The following is a 15223-nucleotide window of genomic DNA, read 5'->3' as shown; positions in this document are numbered from 1 at the left end:
GACCATGATTGAAGACTTTCTCCTCCCCGATCTGGTGACCGAACTGCCCGCCGCCATCCGCCTGCAGCGTCTGGTGCAGGTGCTGCGCGAGACCTTCATGTGTGGTGCGGTAGTGCTGCTGCAGCATGACAACGACGCCCTGCGCCCGGTGGCGGCCGTGGGGCTGGTCCAGGATGCCCTGGGTCGTCGTTTCGACCTCGCCAGGCATCCACGCCTGGCAGCGCTGATCTCCCGGCGGGAAATCACCCGGTTCGAAGCCGACAGCACCCTTCCCGATCCCTACGATGGCCTGCTTGATGACAGCCCCGGCGAACCGCTGCCGGTACACGACTGCATGGGGGTGAGTCTGCATGTGGAAGGTGAGCTGTGGGGCGTGCTGACCCTGGATGCGCTGGAGGAGGGGACCTTTGACGAGGGTGCCCGGCAGAAGCTGCAGCGCCTGCTGCCGCTGATCGAGGGGCTGCTGCGGGTAACCCGGCTGGAGCAGGAGAACCGGGCCCTGCGCATGGTGCGTGCCGACGAGCAGCGGGCTCTGCCGGGAATCAAGCAGCATGGCATTGTCGGCAACAGTCAGGCGATCACCCGTCTGCTGGACGAGCTGTCGATAGTGGCCGATTCGGACCTCACGGTACTGATCACCGGCGAGACCGGCGTGGGCAAGGAATTGTTCGCCCACTGGTTGCATGCCCATTCGCCCCGGGCGGGCAAGCCCCTGGTGCAGGTCAATTGTGCCGCCCTGCCTGAGTCGCTGGCCGAGAGCGAGCTGTTCGGCCATGTGAAGGGGGCCTTCTCCGGCGCCAACAGCGACCGGGCCGGGCGTTTCGATGCGGCCAATGGAGGCACCCTGTTCCTCGACGAGGTGGGAGAGTTGCCCCTGCATGTGCAGGCCAAGCTGCTGCGTACCCTGCAGAACGGCGAGATCCAGCGCCTGGGGGCCGACCAGCCGCTGCGGGTGGATGTGCGCATTGTGGCCGCGACCAACCGCAACCTGGCTGACTCGGTGGCCAAGGGCGACTTCCGTGCTGACCTGTACCATCGCCTGTCGGTATACCCGGTGCCGGTGCCACCGCTGCGCGAGCGGGACAATGATGTGCTGCTGCTGGCGGGGCACTTTCTCGAACTCAACCGCGCCCGCCTTGGGGTGCGCAGCCTGCGCCTGTCCCCTGATGCCGAGCAGGCGCTGCTGGGCTACGACTGGCCGGGTAACGTGCGTGAACTGGAGCATGTCATCAGCCGGGCGGCGATCAAGGCGCTGGGCCGTAACGGCTCGCGCCAGGCCATGCTGACGCTGGATGCGGCACTGCTGGATATTCCCATCGGCTCGGGTGCGCTGACCGCGCAATCTGCGCAGACCGAGCTGGATCCGGCCGAGTTGCAACCACTGCGTCTGAGTGTCGAGGCCTGCCAGCGCGAGCAGATCCGCCGGGCGCTCGCCGCCTGCGACGACAACTGGAGTGCTGCCGCCCGCCTGCTTGAACTGGATGCCAGCAACCTTCACAAGCTGGCGCGGCGCCTGGGTCTGAAGAGCTAGGACGGGATCTGCCGGTGGCCGGTAATCACGCAGTCATGCAGGCGCCGGTCAATCGGGCTACAATCGGCGGCTTCCCAGAATCACGGTAGTTGCCATGCCCCTTCCCAGTCATCACCTCGAACTGCTCAGCCCGGCCCGGGATGTAGCCATCGCCCGCGAAGCCATACTGCACGGTGCCGATGCCGTGTATATCGGCGGTCCGAGCTTCGGGGCGCGGCACAATGCCGAGAACAGCGTGGCGGAGATCGCCGAGCTGGTGCGTTTCGCCCGTCTGTTCCATGTGCGCATCTTCGTTACCCTCAACACCATTCTGCATGACGACGAGCTGGAAGCCGCCAGACTGCTGATCCACCAGTTGTACGATGCCGGAGTGGACGCGCTGATCGTGCAGGACATGGGCATCATGGAGCTGGATATACCGCCTATCGAGATCCATGCCAGCACCCAGTGCGATATCCGCACCCTGGACAAGGCGCGCTTCCTCGATCAGGCCGGCTTTTCCCAGCTGGTACTGGCCCGCGAGCTGAACCTGCAGCAGATCAGGGCGATCCACGAGCAGGTCGACTCAACGCTGGAATTCTTCATCCATGGGGCCCTGTGCGTGGCCTTTTCCGGGCAGTGCAACATCTCCCACGCCCAGACCGGTCGCAGTGCCAACCGGGGTGACTGCTCCCAGGCCTGCCGGCTGCCCTACACCCTGAAGGACGAGCGCGGCGCGGTGGTGGCCTACGAGAAGCACCTGCTGTCGATGAAGGACAACAATCAGACCGCCAATCTGGAAGCCCTGATCGATGCCGGCATCCGCTCGTTCAAGATCGAGGGCCGCTACAAGGACATGGGTTATGTGAAGAACATCACCGCCTGGTACCGGCAGCAACTCGACGCCATTCTCGAACAGCGTCCGGAGCTGGCCAGGGCCTCCAGCGGCCGCACCGAGCATTTCTTCGTGCCGGACCCGGACAAGACCTTCCATCGTGGTAGCACCGATTACTTCGTTACCGACCGCAAGATCGACATCGGCGCCTTCGACTCACCGACCTTCACCGGTCTGGCGGTGGGCGAGCTGCTGGAGGTGCGCAGGAACGACCTGCTGGTGGTCACCGATGTGCCGCTGTCCAACGGTGATGGCCTGAACGTGCTGGTCAAGCGCGAGGTGGTGGGCTTCCGCGCCAATGTCGCCCAGCAACTGGCACAGTACGAGGAGGAGGGCAGATCGCGCTGGCAATACCGGGTCGAGCCCAACGAACTGCCTGCCCAGCTGCGCCGGGCGCGCCTGCCTCAGCAATTGAACCGCAATCTGGATCACGACTGGCAGCAGGCGCTGCAGCGTACCTCCGCCGAGCGGCGCGTGGGTCTGCGCTGGGAGGTCGAGCTGGGTCCGGAGCAGTTGCGCTTCGGCGCCACCAGCGAAGAGGGCGTCAGCGTGAGTGCCGAGATCGAGGGGCCCTTCGATCAGGCCCGTCAGGCCGATCGCGCCCTGGAGCAGATGCAGGATGTGCTGGGGCAGCTGGGCAATACTCACTATCACGCTACCGATATCCGCATCAGCGGCGGTCCGGTTCCCTTCCTGCCCGGTTCGCGCCTCAAGGCACTGCGCCGGGAGCTGGTGGAGCAGCTGGATGCAGCCCGGGTGGCCGCCTTCCCCCATGGTTTCCGCAAGCCGGTGGCGGTGCCGCCGCCGGTGTACCCGCAGTCGCACCTGAGCTTTCTGGCCAACGTTTACAACCACAAGGCGCGCGCCTTCTACCAGCGCTACGGGGTCGAACTGATCGACGCTGCCTACGAGGCCCATGAGGAGGCGGGCGAGGTGCCGGTGATGATCACCAAGCACTGCCTGCGCTTCTCCTTCAACCTCTGCCCGAAACAGGCCAAGGGTGTGACCGGGGTGCGCACCAAGGTGGCGCCCATGCAGCTGGTGCACGGTGACGAGGTGCTGACCCTGAAGTTCGACTGCAAGCCCTGCGAGATGCATGTGATCGGCAAGATGCGCAGCAACATCTTCCACTCGCCGCCGCCGGGCAGCGGCAGCAATATCGTCGGCAGCATCACCCCGGAGGAGCTGCTCAAGACCATTCCGCGCCGGGCCCGTTGAGGCGCGGCGCTGGCGCGCTCATTGGGCCTTTACCGCATCCTCGTGCAGTGATTCGTTGAGCTGGTCGACCACTATGGCCCAGCGGGCATCGTCCTCCAGCTTCTCCTGCAGGAACTGTCGCTGACTTTCGCTCCAGAAGGGCGCCTCGGTGATCCGCACGTCGGCGGGTAATTGATGGGTTCGGATGAACTCGGCGATGGCCTCGGCGCTGGAATCCAGTCCCAGTTGGAGGAACAGGTTGGTCATGCGTACCTGGGTATTGTCCATGCTTGCCTCCCGGTAGGTAGTCCTGCTCTAAAGCTATCTGCTGGGCGCGGAAAAGCAAGCCGGTAGCGGCAAGCGGACCCTCGGGAGCGGGAACAGCCCGGGCGGCTCCGGGCGTTCCCGTAACGGGACTAGAACTTCATGCCCGGCAGGTTCAGCGAGGCAGTGTTGCCCCCATCCACGGCCAGCGCCTGGCCGGTGACATAGCTGGCATCGTCGCTGGCGAGGAAGGCAATGGCGCCGGCAATTTCCTCCGGGCGGCCGTAGCGACGCAGCTCGCAGCGCGAACCGAGCCTGTCTTCCTTGTTGTTCTCCCGCGCATAGTCGAACACCCGCTGGGTCATGCCGGTCTCGATCAGCCCGGGGCACACGGCGTTGACACGGATATTCCACTGCCCCAGATCGCAGGCCGAGGTCATGGTGAAGTTGATCACTCCGGCCTTGGAGGCGCTGTAGGCGTTGCCGCCGGCGCCGGAGCGGATGCCGGCCACCGAGGCGGTGTTGACGATGGCGCCGCCGTTCTGCTCACGCATCTGCCGGGAGGCATATTTGGTGAACAGCACCACCCCGAACAGGTTGACGTTGATGATCTTCTGCCAGGTTTCCATGTTCTGGTCGGTGGCCAGACTGTAGTCACCCCCGGCGATGCCGGCGTTGTTGCACAGTACATCCAGCCGCCCGAAGTGGGCCACGGTGTCGGCCACGCACTGCTCGACAGCGGCCTCATCGGATACATCCAGCTCGCGGTGCAGCACCTCGGTGTGCTCCGGCAACTGCTGCAGTGTCTCGGTCAGACCTTCGGCATTGCGGTCGACCAGCATCAGGCGGGCGCCCTCGCTGGCCAGGCGTTTGGCGGTAGCCCGGCCAATGCCGCTGCCGGCACCGGTGATCAGTACAATCTTGTTCTCGAAGCGCTGCATTCTCATCTCCTGTTATTGTTCAGCTGCCGGCTCAGTGGTCGATGCTCGGCTCGCTTGCTGGAACGTCATCCCGGTCGTCGGTATTGATGCCAAGCCGGTCGGACAGCTGATCGGTATCGATATGCCAGGAGTCGGCGATGCCGCGTTCGAAGCGTACCGGTGAGAGGGCGATCAGACCGTCGCGCAGAGCACCGACATCGGTTTCCCGCCCGATGATGCGTTCGCTCTGGCGTTTGAAGCCAAGCCAGTAGTAGGGGACGCCGCGGGTGTCCTCGCGACGCTCGATCTTCACGCCGCCGATGCTGCCGCGCTGCGGCCGACAGATGGCTACCCCACGCACATCCTCCGGCGCCAGGGCCGGGAAGTTGATGTTCATGGCGCAATCCTCCGGCCAGCCCCTTTCCAGCAGTTCGCGCACCAGCTGCGCGCCGTACTGCCGGGAGGTTTCCCAGTGAACCGGATTGGTCGAGTGGTAGGCCTGACTCAGGGCAATGGCCGGAATGCCCAGCAGGGTGCCGGTAAGGGCACCGCCGATGGTGCCGGAGTAGGCCACCGAGTCGCTGATATTGGCTCCGCGATTGACACCGGACAGAATCAGATCCGGCTTGGCCGGCAGCAACTCGGCGACACCGAGCAGGATGCAGTCACTGGGCGTGCCGCTGACGCTGAAGCGGCGCTCCTCGAACTGGTGAACCCGCAGCGGATGGTGTACCGAAATGGACATGGAGACGCCACTCTGATCCAGGTCGGGGGAGACCAGCCATACCTCCTCGGCGATCTCGCGGGCGATCTCCTCGAGCACCTGGAAGCCCGGCCCGCGCCAGCCGTCGTCATTGGTCAGCAGTACGCGTTTTACCGGTTTGGACATGAAGTACCTCGATTGACAGTGCTTGGGGCAAGGGCCTTGCGCAGGTGCGGCACACCCCGATCCGGGTTGGCGGGCACCGGCGCGTCGACGCTGCTCTGTCCCGGCCCCGCCAGGGGTAGCGCGGGTGCGCTACACCCCGGTGTGCCGTTACTTGCGCTGGGCGATTTCCCAGCCGACATCGGCCAGCAGACCGGCCCGCTTGCCTACTTCCAGAGCATCGGCGTTGCTGGCGTTGCCCTGCAGTGCGCGGTGGTAGACGCCCTGGACAATGGCCGCCAGGCGGAACAGGGAGAAGGCCAGGAAGAAGTTCCAGTCCGGAATGGACGAGCGGCCGGTGTACTCGCAGTACCAGTCCAGCACCTGCTGCTCCTCGGGAACGTTGTAATCCTTGAGGTTGAGCCCCTTGAGACCACGCATGCCTTCGAAGCCGGTGTCCTGATGGTAGGGCAGGCAGCAGTAGGCCAGATCCGACAGCGGGTGACCCAGGGTCGCCAGTTCCCAGTCGAGGATGGCCACGACCCGGGGTTCGGTCGGATGCAGGATCAGGTTACCGATGCGGAAGTCGCCGTGGGCGATGGTGGTGAAGTCGTCCTGGGGCGCGTTCTTGGGCAGCCACTCCATCAGTGCGTCCATCGAAGGCATGTCACCCGTACGGCTGGCCTCGAACTGGCCGCTCCAGCGCTTGATCTGACGCTGTACGTAGCCTTCGTGGCGACCGTAGCTCTCCAGCCCAACGGCCTTCCAGTCCACATTGTGCAGCCGTGCCATGGTCTCGATCATGGAGCGGTGGATGGGCATGCGCTGTTCGATGTCGACCTTCTCCAGCAGCGGGTGGGAGTGCACGCGGCCTTCGACGTGATCCATGATGTAGAAGGCGGTGCCGATCACCTCCGGGTCTTCGCAGAGCAGGCGCGCCTTGGGCACCGGCACATCGGTCTGCCCCAGGGCGTTGATCACCTGAAACTCGCGCTCGACCATGTGCGCCGAGGGCAGCAGCTTGCCCGGCGGCTTCTTGCGCAGGACATAACGCTTCTCGCCGATGGTCAGCAGGAAGGTCGGGTTGGACTGGCCACCCTGGAACTGCTTGACCTGCATGCCGTTTTCAACGCCCGGTATGCGTCCCTTCAGGTAGGCTGCCAGCCGCGCTTCATCGAAGCGGTGGGCGGGCAATACGTCGATCAGGATGGCTTCGCTCATCTACAGGATCCCATGCGTAACTAGTGTTGTGGTTGTGCTTCAGCTACCAGAGCCTGCCACCGCGGCAAGGATTTTGCCAGCAGGGCAGGCGGGTTGACCGGGCTCAGGTGATGGTGTCGCCACCGTCGGCCACTATGGTCTGGCCGGTCACGTAGGCACCGGCGGAGGAGGCGAGGAACAGGGCGACACCGGCGATGTCCACCGGTTCGCCGACCCGGCGCAGCGGCAGGGCCTGTTCGACCCGGGTCAGACGGTCCGGGTCGTCCAGCAGCGCCTGGGCGAAGTCGGTGCGGATCAGGCCGGGGGCGATGGCGTTGACGCGGATGTTCTTCGGACCCCACTCCAGCGCCAGGTTGCGCGCCAGGCCCGCCTCGGCTGCCTTGGACATGCCGTAGACGCCGATATTGGCGCTGGCACGGATGCCGGCGATGCTCGACAGCAGCACGATGGAGCCGCCGCCCAGGCGCACCATCTGCGGGATCACCATGTTGCACAGCCAGAAGGTGCCCTTGACGTTGGTGCCCATGATCTTGTCGAAGGCCTCGTCGCTGACCTCGGAGGTGGGGCCGTACACGGGGTTGGTGGCGGCGTTGCACACCAGGATGTCGATCTTGCCCCAGGTGTTGAGGGTGGTATCCACCAGGTTCTGCAGCTGGGCCTTGTCGCCCACATGGCAGGGGATGGCCAGAGCCTCGAAGCCCTGGGCCTGGAGTTCACCGGCAACCTTTTCGCAGGCATCGGCCTTGCGGCTGGAGATGACCACGCGGGCGCCGGCCTTGGCAAACTCTTCGGCGATCGCCTTGCCGATGCCCTTGGTGGAACCGGTGATCACTGCGACCTTGCCGGTCAGATCAAAAAGAGAGCTCATGGATAGCTCCTGTGAAAGTGGTGAGAGGATTGTCGGTCATCGTGAGGGCATCCGCCGGATGCCCTCAACCGAAGTCGTCAGAGGTACTGACCCATTTCCAGCTTGGCAATGCTGTTCAGGTGCACTTCGTCCGGACCGTCGGCCAGGCGCAGGGTACGGGCCTTGGCGTAGGAGGAGGCAAGGAAGCTGTCCTGGCATACGCCCTTGGCGCCATGGACCTGAATCGCGCGATCGATCACGTTGCACAGCATGGTCGGGGCCACGGCCTTGATCATGGCGATCTGCTGACGGGCAACCTTGTTGCCGTACTTGTCCATGCTGCGTGCGGCGTGCAGGGTCAGCAGGCGGGCCTGGTCGATTTCGCAGCGCGAGCGAGCGATCATTTCCGGCACGCTGCCCAGCTTGTACATCGGCTTGCCGAAGGCAACCCGCTCGGCGGCGCGGCGGCACATGGCTTCCAGCGCACGCTCGGCCTGGCCGATGGCGCGCATGCAGTGGTGGATACGGCCCGGCCCGAGGCGACCCTGGGCGATCTCGAATCCGCGACCCTCACCCAGCAGGATGTTGGAGGCCGGAACCCGCACGTTTTCGTAGCGGATCTCGGCGTGGCCGTGGGGAGCGTGGTCATAACCGAATACGTGCAGGTCACGGACGATGGTCACGCCGGGGGTGTCCAGCGGCACCAGGATCATGCTCTGCTGCAGGTGACGGGGTGCATCGGGGTTGGTCTTGCCCATGACGATGGCGATCTTGCAGTGCTCGTTCATTGCGCCGGAGGACCACCACTTGGTGCCGTTGATGACGTACTCGTCACCTTCGCGGCGGATCTCGCACTGGATGTTGGTGGCGTCGGAGGAGGCCACATCCGGCTCGGTCATGGAGAAGCAGGAGCGGATTTCACCGGCCAGCAGCGGCTTGAGCCATTTTTCCTTCTGTTCTTCGTTACCGTAACGCTCGATGGTTTCCATGTTGCCGGTGTCCGGGGCGTTGCAGTTGAACACCTCGGGGGCGAAGGAGACGCGGCCCATGATCTCGCACAGGTGGGCGTATTCCTCGTTGGTCAGGCCGGCGCCGCGCTCGGACTCGGGCAGGAACAGGTTCCACAGCCCCTGGTTGCGCGCCTTCTGCTTGAGTTCTTCAAGGATGGCCGGGTGGCCCCATTTGTTCTGTTTCACCTGCTGGTAGAACAGTTCCTCGTTGGGGTAGATGTGCTCATCCATGAAGGCTTCGAGCTTTTGCTTCAGGTCCTGAATGCGGGGGCTGAGATCGAACATAATGGATCCTTGCAGAGTCGGAGTAGATTGAACCACAGTAGTAGCGGTGGCCGGTTGACGCCGACCTTATAGAGGGACAGGCACCGGGAAAAGCATGTCCTGCAGTTGGAATGGAGGTGCATAAGCAAATTTGATCGGGCTGGCGCCGACCCCGCCGAAATTCACTGACCCATGGAGTAGATGATGTTCAAGACCCTCACTGCAGTCGCGCTGGTACTGACCGCCGGTCTGGCTGCCGCCCAGGATTACCAGGCCGCGCCGCGACTGCAGCCCGAGCAGCAGGAGCAGATCCGCCAGGCGGTAGGCAATCCCCACCGTACGATCAGCAACCTGATGCGCGATGCCGGTCGCAATCCCGAACAGACCCTGAGTTTCTTTGCGGTGGAACCGCAGCATACGGTAGTGGAAGTCTGGCCGGGCGCGGGCTGGTATACGGAGATTCTCGCCCCGCTGCTGCGCGAGCAGGGGAGGTATATTGCGGCGCATTTCGATCCGCAGAGCCCGGTCGGTTACTTCCGCCAGTCCCGTGCCAGCTTCGAGGAAAAGCTGGCAGGCAAGCCGGATGTCTATGACAAGGTCGAGGTAACGGTGCTCAACTATGAGCCGGATGTGGCCATGGCGCCGCCCGAATCCGCTGATCGGGTGCTGACCTTCCGCAACGTGCACAACTGGCTGGCCGAGGGTGAGGAGCAGGCGGCTGTGGTGTTTGCCAAGATGTATGCGGCTCTCAAGCCTGGCGGGCTGCTCGGGCTGGTGGAGCACCGGGCGCGCATCGGCACCGATCTGGAGACCATGATAAAGACCGGTTACGTCACCGAAGAGCTGGTGGTGCAGCTGGCTGAACAGGCCGGCTTCGAGCTGGTCGGGCGCAGTCCGGTGAACCAGAACCCCAGAGATACCACCGACCACCCCGAAGGTGTCTGGACCCTGCCGCCCACGCTGCGGCTGGGCGATGAGAATCGTGCCCAGTATCTGGCGATAGGCGAAAGCGACCGGATGACGCTGCTGTTCATCAAGCGCTGAAAGCTGCCCCGGGGCGGTGACGCCCCGGAGGCCTGCCGCTGGTGCTTTTTCCTTCGCGCGCCTGTCCCTTCCCCCGGCGGGTCTTCCCTCCTATTGCATCTGTCCTTCACCGCCGCCGCGGACGCCGATTCCTTAACGATTTGAAACCGTCATAGCTCCAACTGATAATTCCGCATCCTGTTTGTTGATGAGTGGTTTTCGAAATCGACTTTCGCTGTGCGAACCTGATAGTCTTCGGGTGAGTCCTCTTGCGAGCGGAGTACACGAGTGCTGAACAACAATAATTACCCCACCACGGGGCGTGCCTGGTTCACCGTGGTCATTCTGCTGCTGGCTTATGTGCTGTCCTTCATCGACCGGCAGATACTGAATCTGCTGGTCGGCCCGATCCGTGCCGATCTGGGCATTTCCGACACCCAGATGAGCCTGTTGATGGGCCTGTCGTTCGCTATTTTCTATACCGTAGCCGGGATTCCGCTGGGCCGGGTGGCCGACTCGCGCAGCCGTCGTGGGCTGATCGCCTGGGGTATCTTCTTCTGGAGTCTGATGACCGCCGCCTGCGGCCTGGCCAAGACCTACTGGCACTTCGTGCTGTTCCGTATTGGTGTCGGCGCCGGGGAAGCTGCCTTGTCGCCGGCCGCCTATTCGCTGATGGCCGACAGTTTCCCGCCGGAGAAGCGCGCTACCGCCATCAGCGTGTACTCCATGGGTATCTATCTGGGCGCCGGCATGGCTTTCCTGCTTGGCGGCATCGTCATTACCTGGGCCAATGCCAAGGGTGACGTGACCCTGCCGGTACTGGGTGTCATCCGTCCCTGGCAGCTGATCTTCCTGGTGCTGGGTGTGGTCGGCGCGCTGTTCAGCCTGGTGCTGCTGGCCATCAGGGAGCCGACCCGCAAGGGCGTGGGCGCCGGCGTGGCTGTGCCGCTCAAGGATGTGGGCGCCTATCTGCTGAAGATCCGCAAGGCGGTGATCTGCCACAACTTCGGCTTTGCCTGCCTGTCCTTTGCTTCCTATGGCGCATCGGCATGGATTCCGACCTTCTTCATCCGCACCCACGGTCTGACAGCCGGTGAGGTGGGTATCTACTACGGCAGCCTGGTGATGGTAGCCGGCTCGCTGGGCATCGTGTTCGGCGGCCGCCTGTCGGACTATCTGGCACGCAAGGGCCATCAGGATGCCAACATGCGGGTAGGCCTGTTGTCGGCGGTGCTCACGCTGATGTGCAATGTGGTCTTCCTGGTGGATAACATGACCCTGCTGTGGGTGATCATGTTCTTCAATGTATTTACCGTCGCCATGCCCTTCGGTGTCGCCCCGGCGGCCATCCAGGAGGTCATGCCGAACTCGATGCGGGGCCAGGCCTCGGCTATCTACCTGTTCGTCATCACCCTGATCGGCCTGGGCATCGGTCCGACGGCGGTGGCCCTGGTGACCGACTACGTGTTCCAGGACGACATGGCGGTACGTTATTCGATCTTCTGGGTGGCCAGTGTCATCACCATAGGTGCAGTAGTGTTGCTGTGGCTGGGCATCAAGCCCTACCGTGAGGCGCGGGAAACACTCGCTGCCTGGGGTGCCCGGCAGGAACAGAACGCCTGATGCATTCACCCTTTACTCTCGGCACCCGAAGCAGGGTGCCAGGCTTGAAAAACAGGAGCTGAACCATGACTGATGCAGTAATCGTTTCCACGGCCCGTACCGGCCTGGGCAAATCCTACCGCGGCGCACTGAACGACACCCACAGTGTCGACATGGCCGGTTTCGTGATCCAGGAAGCGGTCAAGCGCGCAGGCATTGACCCGGCGCTGGTCGAGGACGTGATCCTCGGTGCCACCTTCCACGAAGGTGCTCAGGGCAAGAACATGGCCCGTCTGGCAGCCATCCGTGGCGGCCTGCCGGTAACCACCGCCGGCATGTCCCTGAACCGCTTTTGCAGTTCCGGCCTGCAGTCCATCGCCATTGCTGCCCAGCGTGTGGTCAGCGAGAAGATCCCGGCCATCGTTGCCGGTGGCGTGGAATCCATCAGCCTGTGCCAGAACGACAAGATCAACATGTTCCGCGGCACCAACGAATGGATCATGAAGAACAAGCCCGAGCTGTACCTGTCCATGATCGAGACTGCCGACATTGTCGCTGCCCGCTACAACGTCAGCCGCGAGTCCCAGGACGAGTACTCCCTGATCAGCCAGCAGCGCGTGGCTGCAGGTCAGGAGTCCGGCAAGTTCGACGACGAGATCGTACCCTTCACCACTACCATGAAGGTGCAGAACAAGGAAACCGGCGAAATCACCAGTCAGGAAGTCACCCTGACCCGTGACGAGTGCAACCGTCCGAGCACCACCCTGGAAGGCCTGGCCGCTCTGCAGCCGGTGCGTGGTCCGGAGCACTTCGTCACCGCCGGTAACGCCAGCCAGCTGTCCGACGGCGCCTCCGTGTGCACCGTGATGAACAGCAAGGTCGCCGAGCAGCTGAACATCGAGCCCATGGGTATCTTCCGCGGCTTCGCCGTCGCCGGCTGCGAGCCCGATGAAATGGGTATCGGTCCGGTCTTCGCCATTCCGCGTCTGCTTGAGCGCAACGGCCTGACCATGGACGACATCGGTCTGTGGGAACTGAACGAAGCCTTCGCTTCCCAGGTTGTCTACTGCCGCGACCGTCTGGGCATCCCGATGGAAAACCTGAACGTCAACGGTGGCTCCATCGCCATCGGTCACCCCTACGGTGTCACCGGCTCCCGCCTGACCGGCCATGCGCTGATCGAAGGCAAGCGCCGTGGCGTCAAGTACGTGGTTGTCACCATGTGCATCGGCGGTGGCCAGGGTGCTGCCGGTCTGTTCGAGATCGTCTGAGGCACCCACAAGCCTTAAGCGGCAAGCAGCAAGCAAACCCCGGGCCGCGCTCGGGGTTTGTGTTTTCTGGCTTGCCTCCGATTGTCTTGCAGCCTGAAGCTGCCTTTCCAGGGAAATTGCCATGCAGAAGATCATCAACACCAACGATCTGGCCTTTCTGTTGTACGAGCTGCTGGATGTCGAACGTTTTACCCGGTATTCCCGCTACGCCGATCACAGCCGCGACACCTTTGATGCGGCCATCGAACTGGCACTGAAAGTCGGTGCGGAAACCTTCGCACCGCACAACCACCTGTGCGACGGCGACGAGCCGCGCTTCGAGAACGGCAAGGTGGTCATGCGTCCGGAGGTGTCCGAGGCGCTGGCGGTACTGCGTGATACCGGCCTGATGGCTGCCGCCCAGGATTACGAGCGCGGCGGCATGCAGTTGCCCTCGGTCATCGCCCAGACCTGCATCGGTCTGATCAAGGGCGCCAACGTCAGCACCCAGGCCTACGCCGGGCTGACCATCGCCGCCTGCAACCTGATCATGGCCCACGGCAGCGAGGAATATAAGCGCCGCTTTGCCGAGCCGATGATGGAGGGTCGCTTCTTTGGCACCATGTGCCTGACCGAGCCCCAGGCCGGCTCTTCACTGGCCGATATCAAGACCCGCGCGGTGCCCGCCGAGGATGGCAGCTACCGCATCAGCGGCAACAAGATCTTCATCTCCGCCGGCGACCACGAGCTGAGCGAGAACATAGTGCACCTGGTATTGGCCAAGCTGCCGGACGCACCGCCCGGCGTGAAGGGTATCTCCCTGTTCATCGTGCCCAAGTACCTGGTCAACGAGGATGGCAGCCTGGGTGAGCGCAACGACGTGACCCTCGCCGGCCTGATCCACAAGATGGGTTACCGTGGCACCACCTCGACCATGCTCAACTTCGGCGAGAAGGGTGGGGCGGTCGGCTATCTGGTGGGTGAGCCGCACCAGGGCCTGGCGCAGATGTTCCACATGATGAACGAGGCCCGTATCGGCGTGGGCCTGGGCTCGGTGATGCTCGGCTACACCGGCTATCTGCACGCACTGGAGTATGCACGGGAGCGCCGTCAGGGCCGTCCGCTGAAGGAACGCGACCCGCAGAGCCCGATGATTCCACTGGTCCAGCACGCCGACATCCGTCGCATGCTGCTGGCGCAGAAGGCCTTCGTTGAAGGCGGCCTGTCCCTGTGCCTGTACGCGGCGACCCTGTCCGATGAGAAGAAGCATGCCGAGGACCCGCTGGTGCGCGAGGAGGCTTCCGGTCTGCTGGATCTGCTGATCCCCATCGTCAAGTCCTGGCCGTCGCAGTTCTGTGTCGAGGCCAACAGCCTGGCCATCCAGGTGCATGGCGGTTATGGCTATACCCGGGAGTACCCGGTGGAGCAGTTCTACCGCGACAACCGGCTGAACCCAATCCACGAAGGCACCCACGGCATCCAGGGCCAGGACCTGCTGGGCCGCAAGGTTCCCATGCAGGACGGGCGTTTCTACCAGGCACTGGTCAAGCGCATCCGCAGCACCATCGCCGAGTGCGAAGGGGTGAGCGAGCTTCAGGTTTCCGGCCAGCTGCTGGGCGAGGCGCTGACGACCCTGGAGCGGGTGACAGAGGCGCTGCAGGCGATCCGCAAGCAGGATGTGGAGCGGGGACTGGCCAATGCCTACCTGTACATGGAGTGCTTCGGCCATGTGGTGGTCGGTTGGATGTGGCTGCGTCAGGCCCAGGCCGCGCTGCGCGGGCTGCAGGGCAATGGTGTCCAGCCCAAAGCCTTCTACGAGGGCAAGCTCAGGGCCTGCGAGTACTTCATGCGCTACGAGCTGCCCAAGCCACTGGCGCTGGCCGAGGTGCTGGAGCAGGGAGATCGCATCACTCTGGAAATGCCGGACGAGTGCTTCTGACGGATGGGCGCTGGATGTGGACGAGCTGGTGCTCGATGAGATGGTCTCCTCCCTCTCCCTCATACGGCGTCGTGATGCGCCAGAGGAAATAGATGCTAAACATCTATTGAGAAACGAGAAGAGACAGGAGGAGACCATGAACAAATCTACGACAATCGGTATCGATCTGGCAAAGACTGTGTTCTTCGTTGTGGTATTGGACCAACGGGGCAAACAGGCTCGACGCAAGAAGCTCCGTCGCAGCGAGCTTCTGCCGTTTCTGGCGAACTATCCCGAAGCGATGATTGCCATGGAGGCCTGCTCGGGTGCCCATTATTGGGCCAGGGAGATGGAGTCGCTGGGGCATGTGGTCGAGCTGCTGCCAGCGCAGCACATCAAGGGCTACCTGCGTGGCCAGAAGAATGATTACAACGACG

Annotated in this window: 12 protein-coding genes and 1 pseudogene; 7 read left to right on the top strand and 6 right to left on the bottom strand. The window is 63.5% G+C overall.

Features of this window, described 5'->3' with window-relative positions; all coding sequences use genetic code 11:
- Window positions 1–4: 4 nt before the first annotated feature.
- Together norR and BM046_RS05365 are read left to right on the top strand one after the other, a co-directional pair.
- On the top strand, window positions 5–1531 hold the full coding sequence (gene norR / locus BM046_RS05370; protein ID WP_090537774.1) for a nitric oxide reductase transcriptional regulator NorR: 1527 nt from the start codon (window positions 5–7) through the stop codon (window positions 1529–1531).
- A gap of 94 nt (window positions 1532–1625) precedes the next feature.
- Complete coding sequence (locus BM046_RS05365; protein WP_090537772.1) at window positions 1626–3623, top strand: peptidase U32 family protein; 1998 nt, start codon at window positions 1626–1628, stop codon at window positions 3621–3623.
- A gap of 18 nt (window positions 3624–3641) precedes the next feature.
- Here the strand turns inward: BM046_RS05365 and BM046_RS05360 are convergent, their stop codons facing one another.
- The 6 genes from BM046_RS05360 to BM046_RS05335 all read right to left on the bottom strand — a co-directional run bounded on the left by BM046_RS05360 (window position 3642) and on the right by BM046_RS05335 (window position 9014).
- Window positions 3642–3890: a DUF2789 domain-containing protein gene (locus BM046_RS05360; RefSeq protein WP_090537770.1), complete on the bottom strand. Its 249-nt coding sequence runs from the start codon at window positions 3888–3890 to the stop codon at window positions 3642–3644.
- A 128-nt stretch (window positions 3891–4018) separates the two neighbouring features.
- Window positions 4019–4807, bottom strand: coding sequence for a meso-2,3-butanediol dehydrogenase (locus tag BM046_RS05355; protein WP_090537768.1), 789 nt, complete (start codon window positions 4805–4807; stop codon window positions 4019–4021).
- A gap of 31 nt (window positions 4808–4838) precedes the next feature.
- A complete protein-coding gene (surE, locus tag BM046_RS05350; protein ID WP_090537766.1) occupies window positions 4839–5675 on the bottom strand; it encodes a 5'/3'-nucleotidase SurE in 837 nt (278 codons plus the stop codon).
- Window positions 5676–5822: 147 nt separating this feature from the next.
- Entirely contained in the window at window positions 5823–6872 is a 1050-nt protein-coding gene (locus BM046_RS05345; RefSeq protein WP_090537764.1) for a phosphotransferase, read from the bottom strand.
- A gap of 103 nt (window positions 6873–6975) precedes the next feature.
- Window positions 6976–7740, bottom strand: a complete 765-nt coding sequence (locus tag BM046_RS05340; protein WP_090537762.1) for an SDR family NAD(P)-dependent oxidoreductase — start codon at window positions 7738–7740, stop codon at window positions 6976–6978.
- Window positions 7741–7817: 77 nt separating this feature from the next.
- Entirely contained in the window at window positions 7818–9014 is a 1197-nt protein-coding gene (locus BM046_RS05335) for an acyl-CoA dehydrogenase family protein (RefSeq protein WP_177197796.1), read from the bottom strand.
- Window positions 9015–9197: 183 nt separating this feature from the next.
- Here BM046_RS05335 and BM046_RS05330 point away from each other — a divergent pair, with 183 nt between their 5' ends.
- From BM046_RS05330 to BM046_RS05310, 5 genes and pseudogenes are all read left to right on the top strand, one after another.
- Window positions 9198–10037, top strand: a complete 840-nt coding sequence (locus BM046_RS05330; RefSeq protein WP_177197795.1) for a class I SAM-dependent methyltransferase — start codon at window positions 9198–9200, stop codon at window positions 10035–10037.
- Window positions 10038–10304: 267 nt separating this feature from the next.
- Complete coding sequence (locus BM046_RS05325) at window positions 10305–11639, top strand: spinster family MFS transporter (RefSeq protein ID WP_407920433.1); 1335 nt, start codon at window positions 10305–10307, stop codon at window positions 11637–11639.
- A gap of 65 nt (window positions 11640–11704) precedes the next feature.
- Entirely contained in the window at window positions 11705–12889 is a 1185-nt protein-coding gene (locus BM046_RS05320; protein WP_090537760.1) for an acetyl-CoA C-acyltransferase, read from the top strand.
- A 121-nt stretch (window positions 12890–13010) separates the two neighbouring features.
- Complete coding sequence (locus BM046_RS05315; RefSeq protein ID WP_090537758.1) at window positions 13011–14807, top strand: acyl-CoA dehydrogenase; 1797 nt, start codon at window positions 13011–13013, stop codon at window positions 14805–14807.
- 136 nt (window positions 14808–14943) lie between these two features.
- Window positions 14944–15223: pseudogene (locus BM046_RS05310) on the top strand (IS110 family transposase); the annotation flags it as partial.

Origin of the sequence: Halopseudomonas formosensis (genome assembly GCF_900115905.1) — a bacterium.
Lineage (GTDB): Bacteria > Pseudomonadota > Gammaproteobacteria > Pseudomonadales > Pseudomonadaceae > Halopseudomonas > Halopseudomonas formosensis.
The sequence above is the reverse complement of the archived record's forward strand: the minus strand, read 5'-3'. Positions and strand labels throughout refer to the sequence as shown.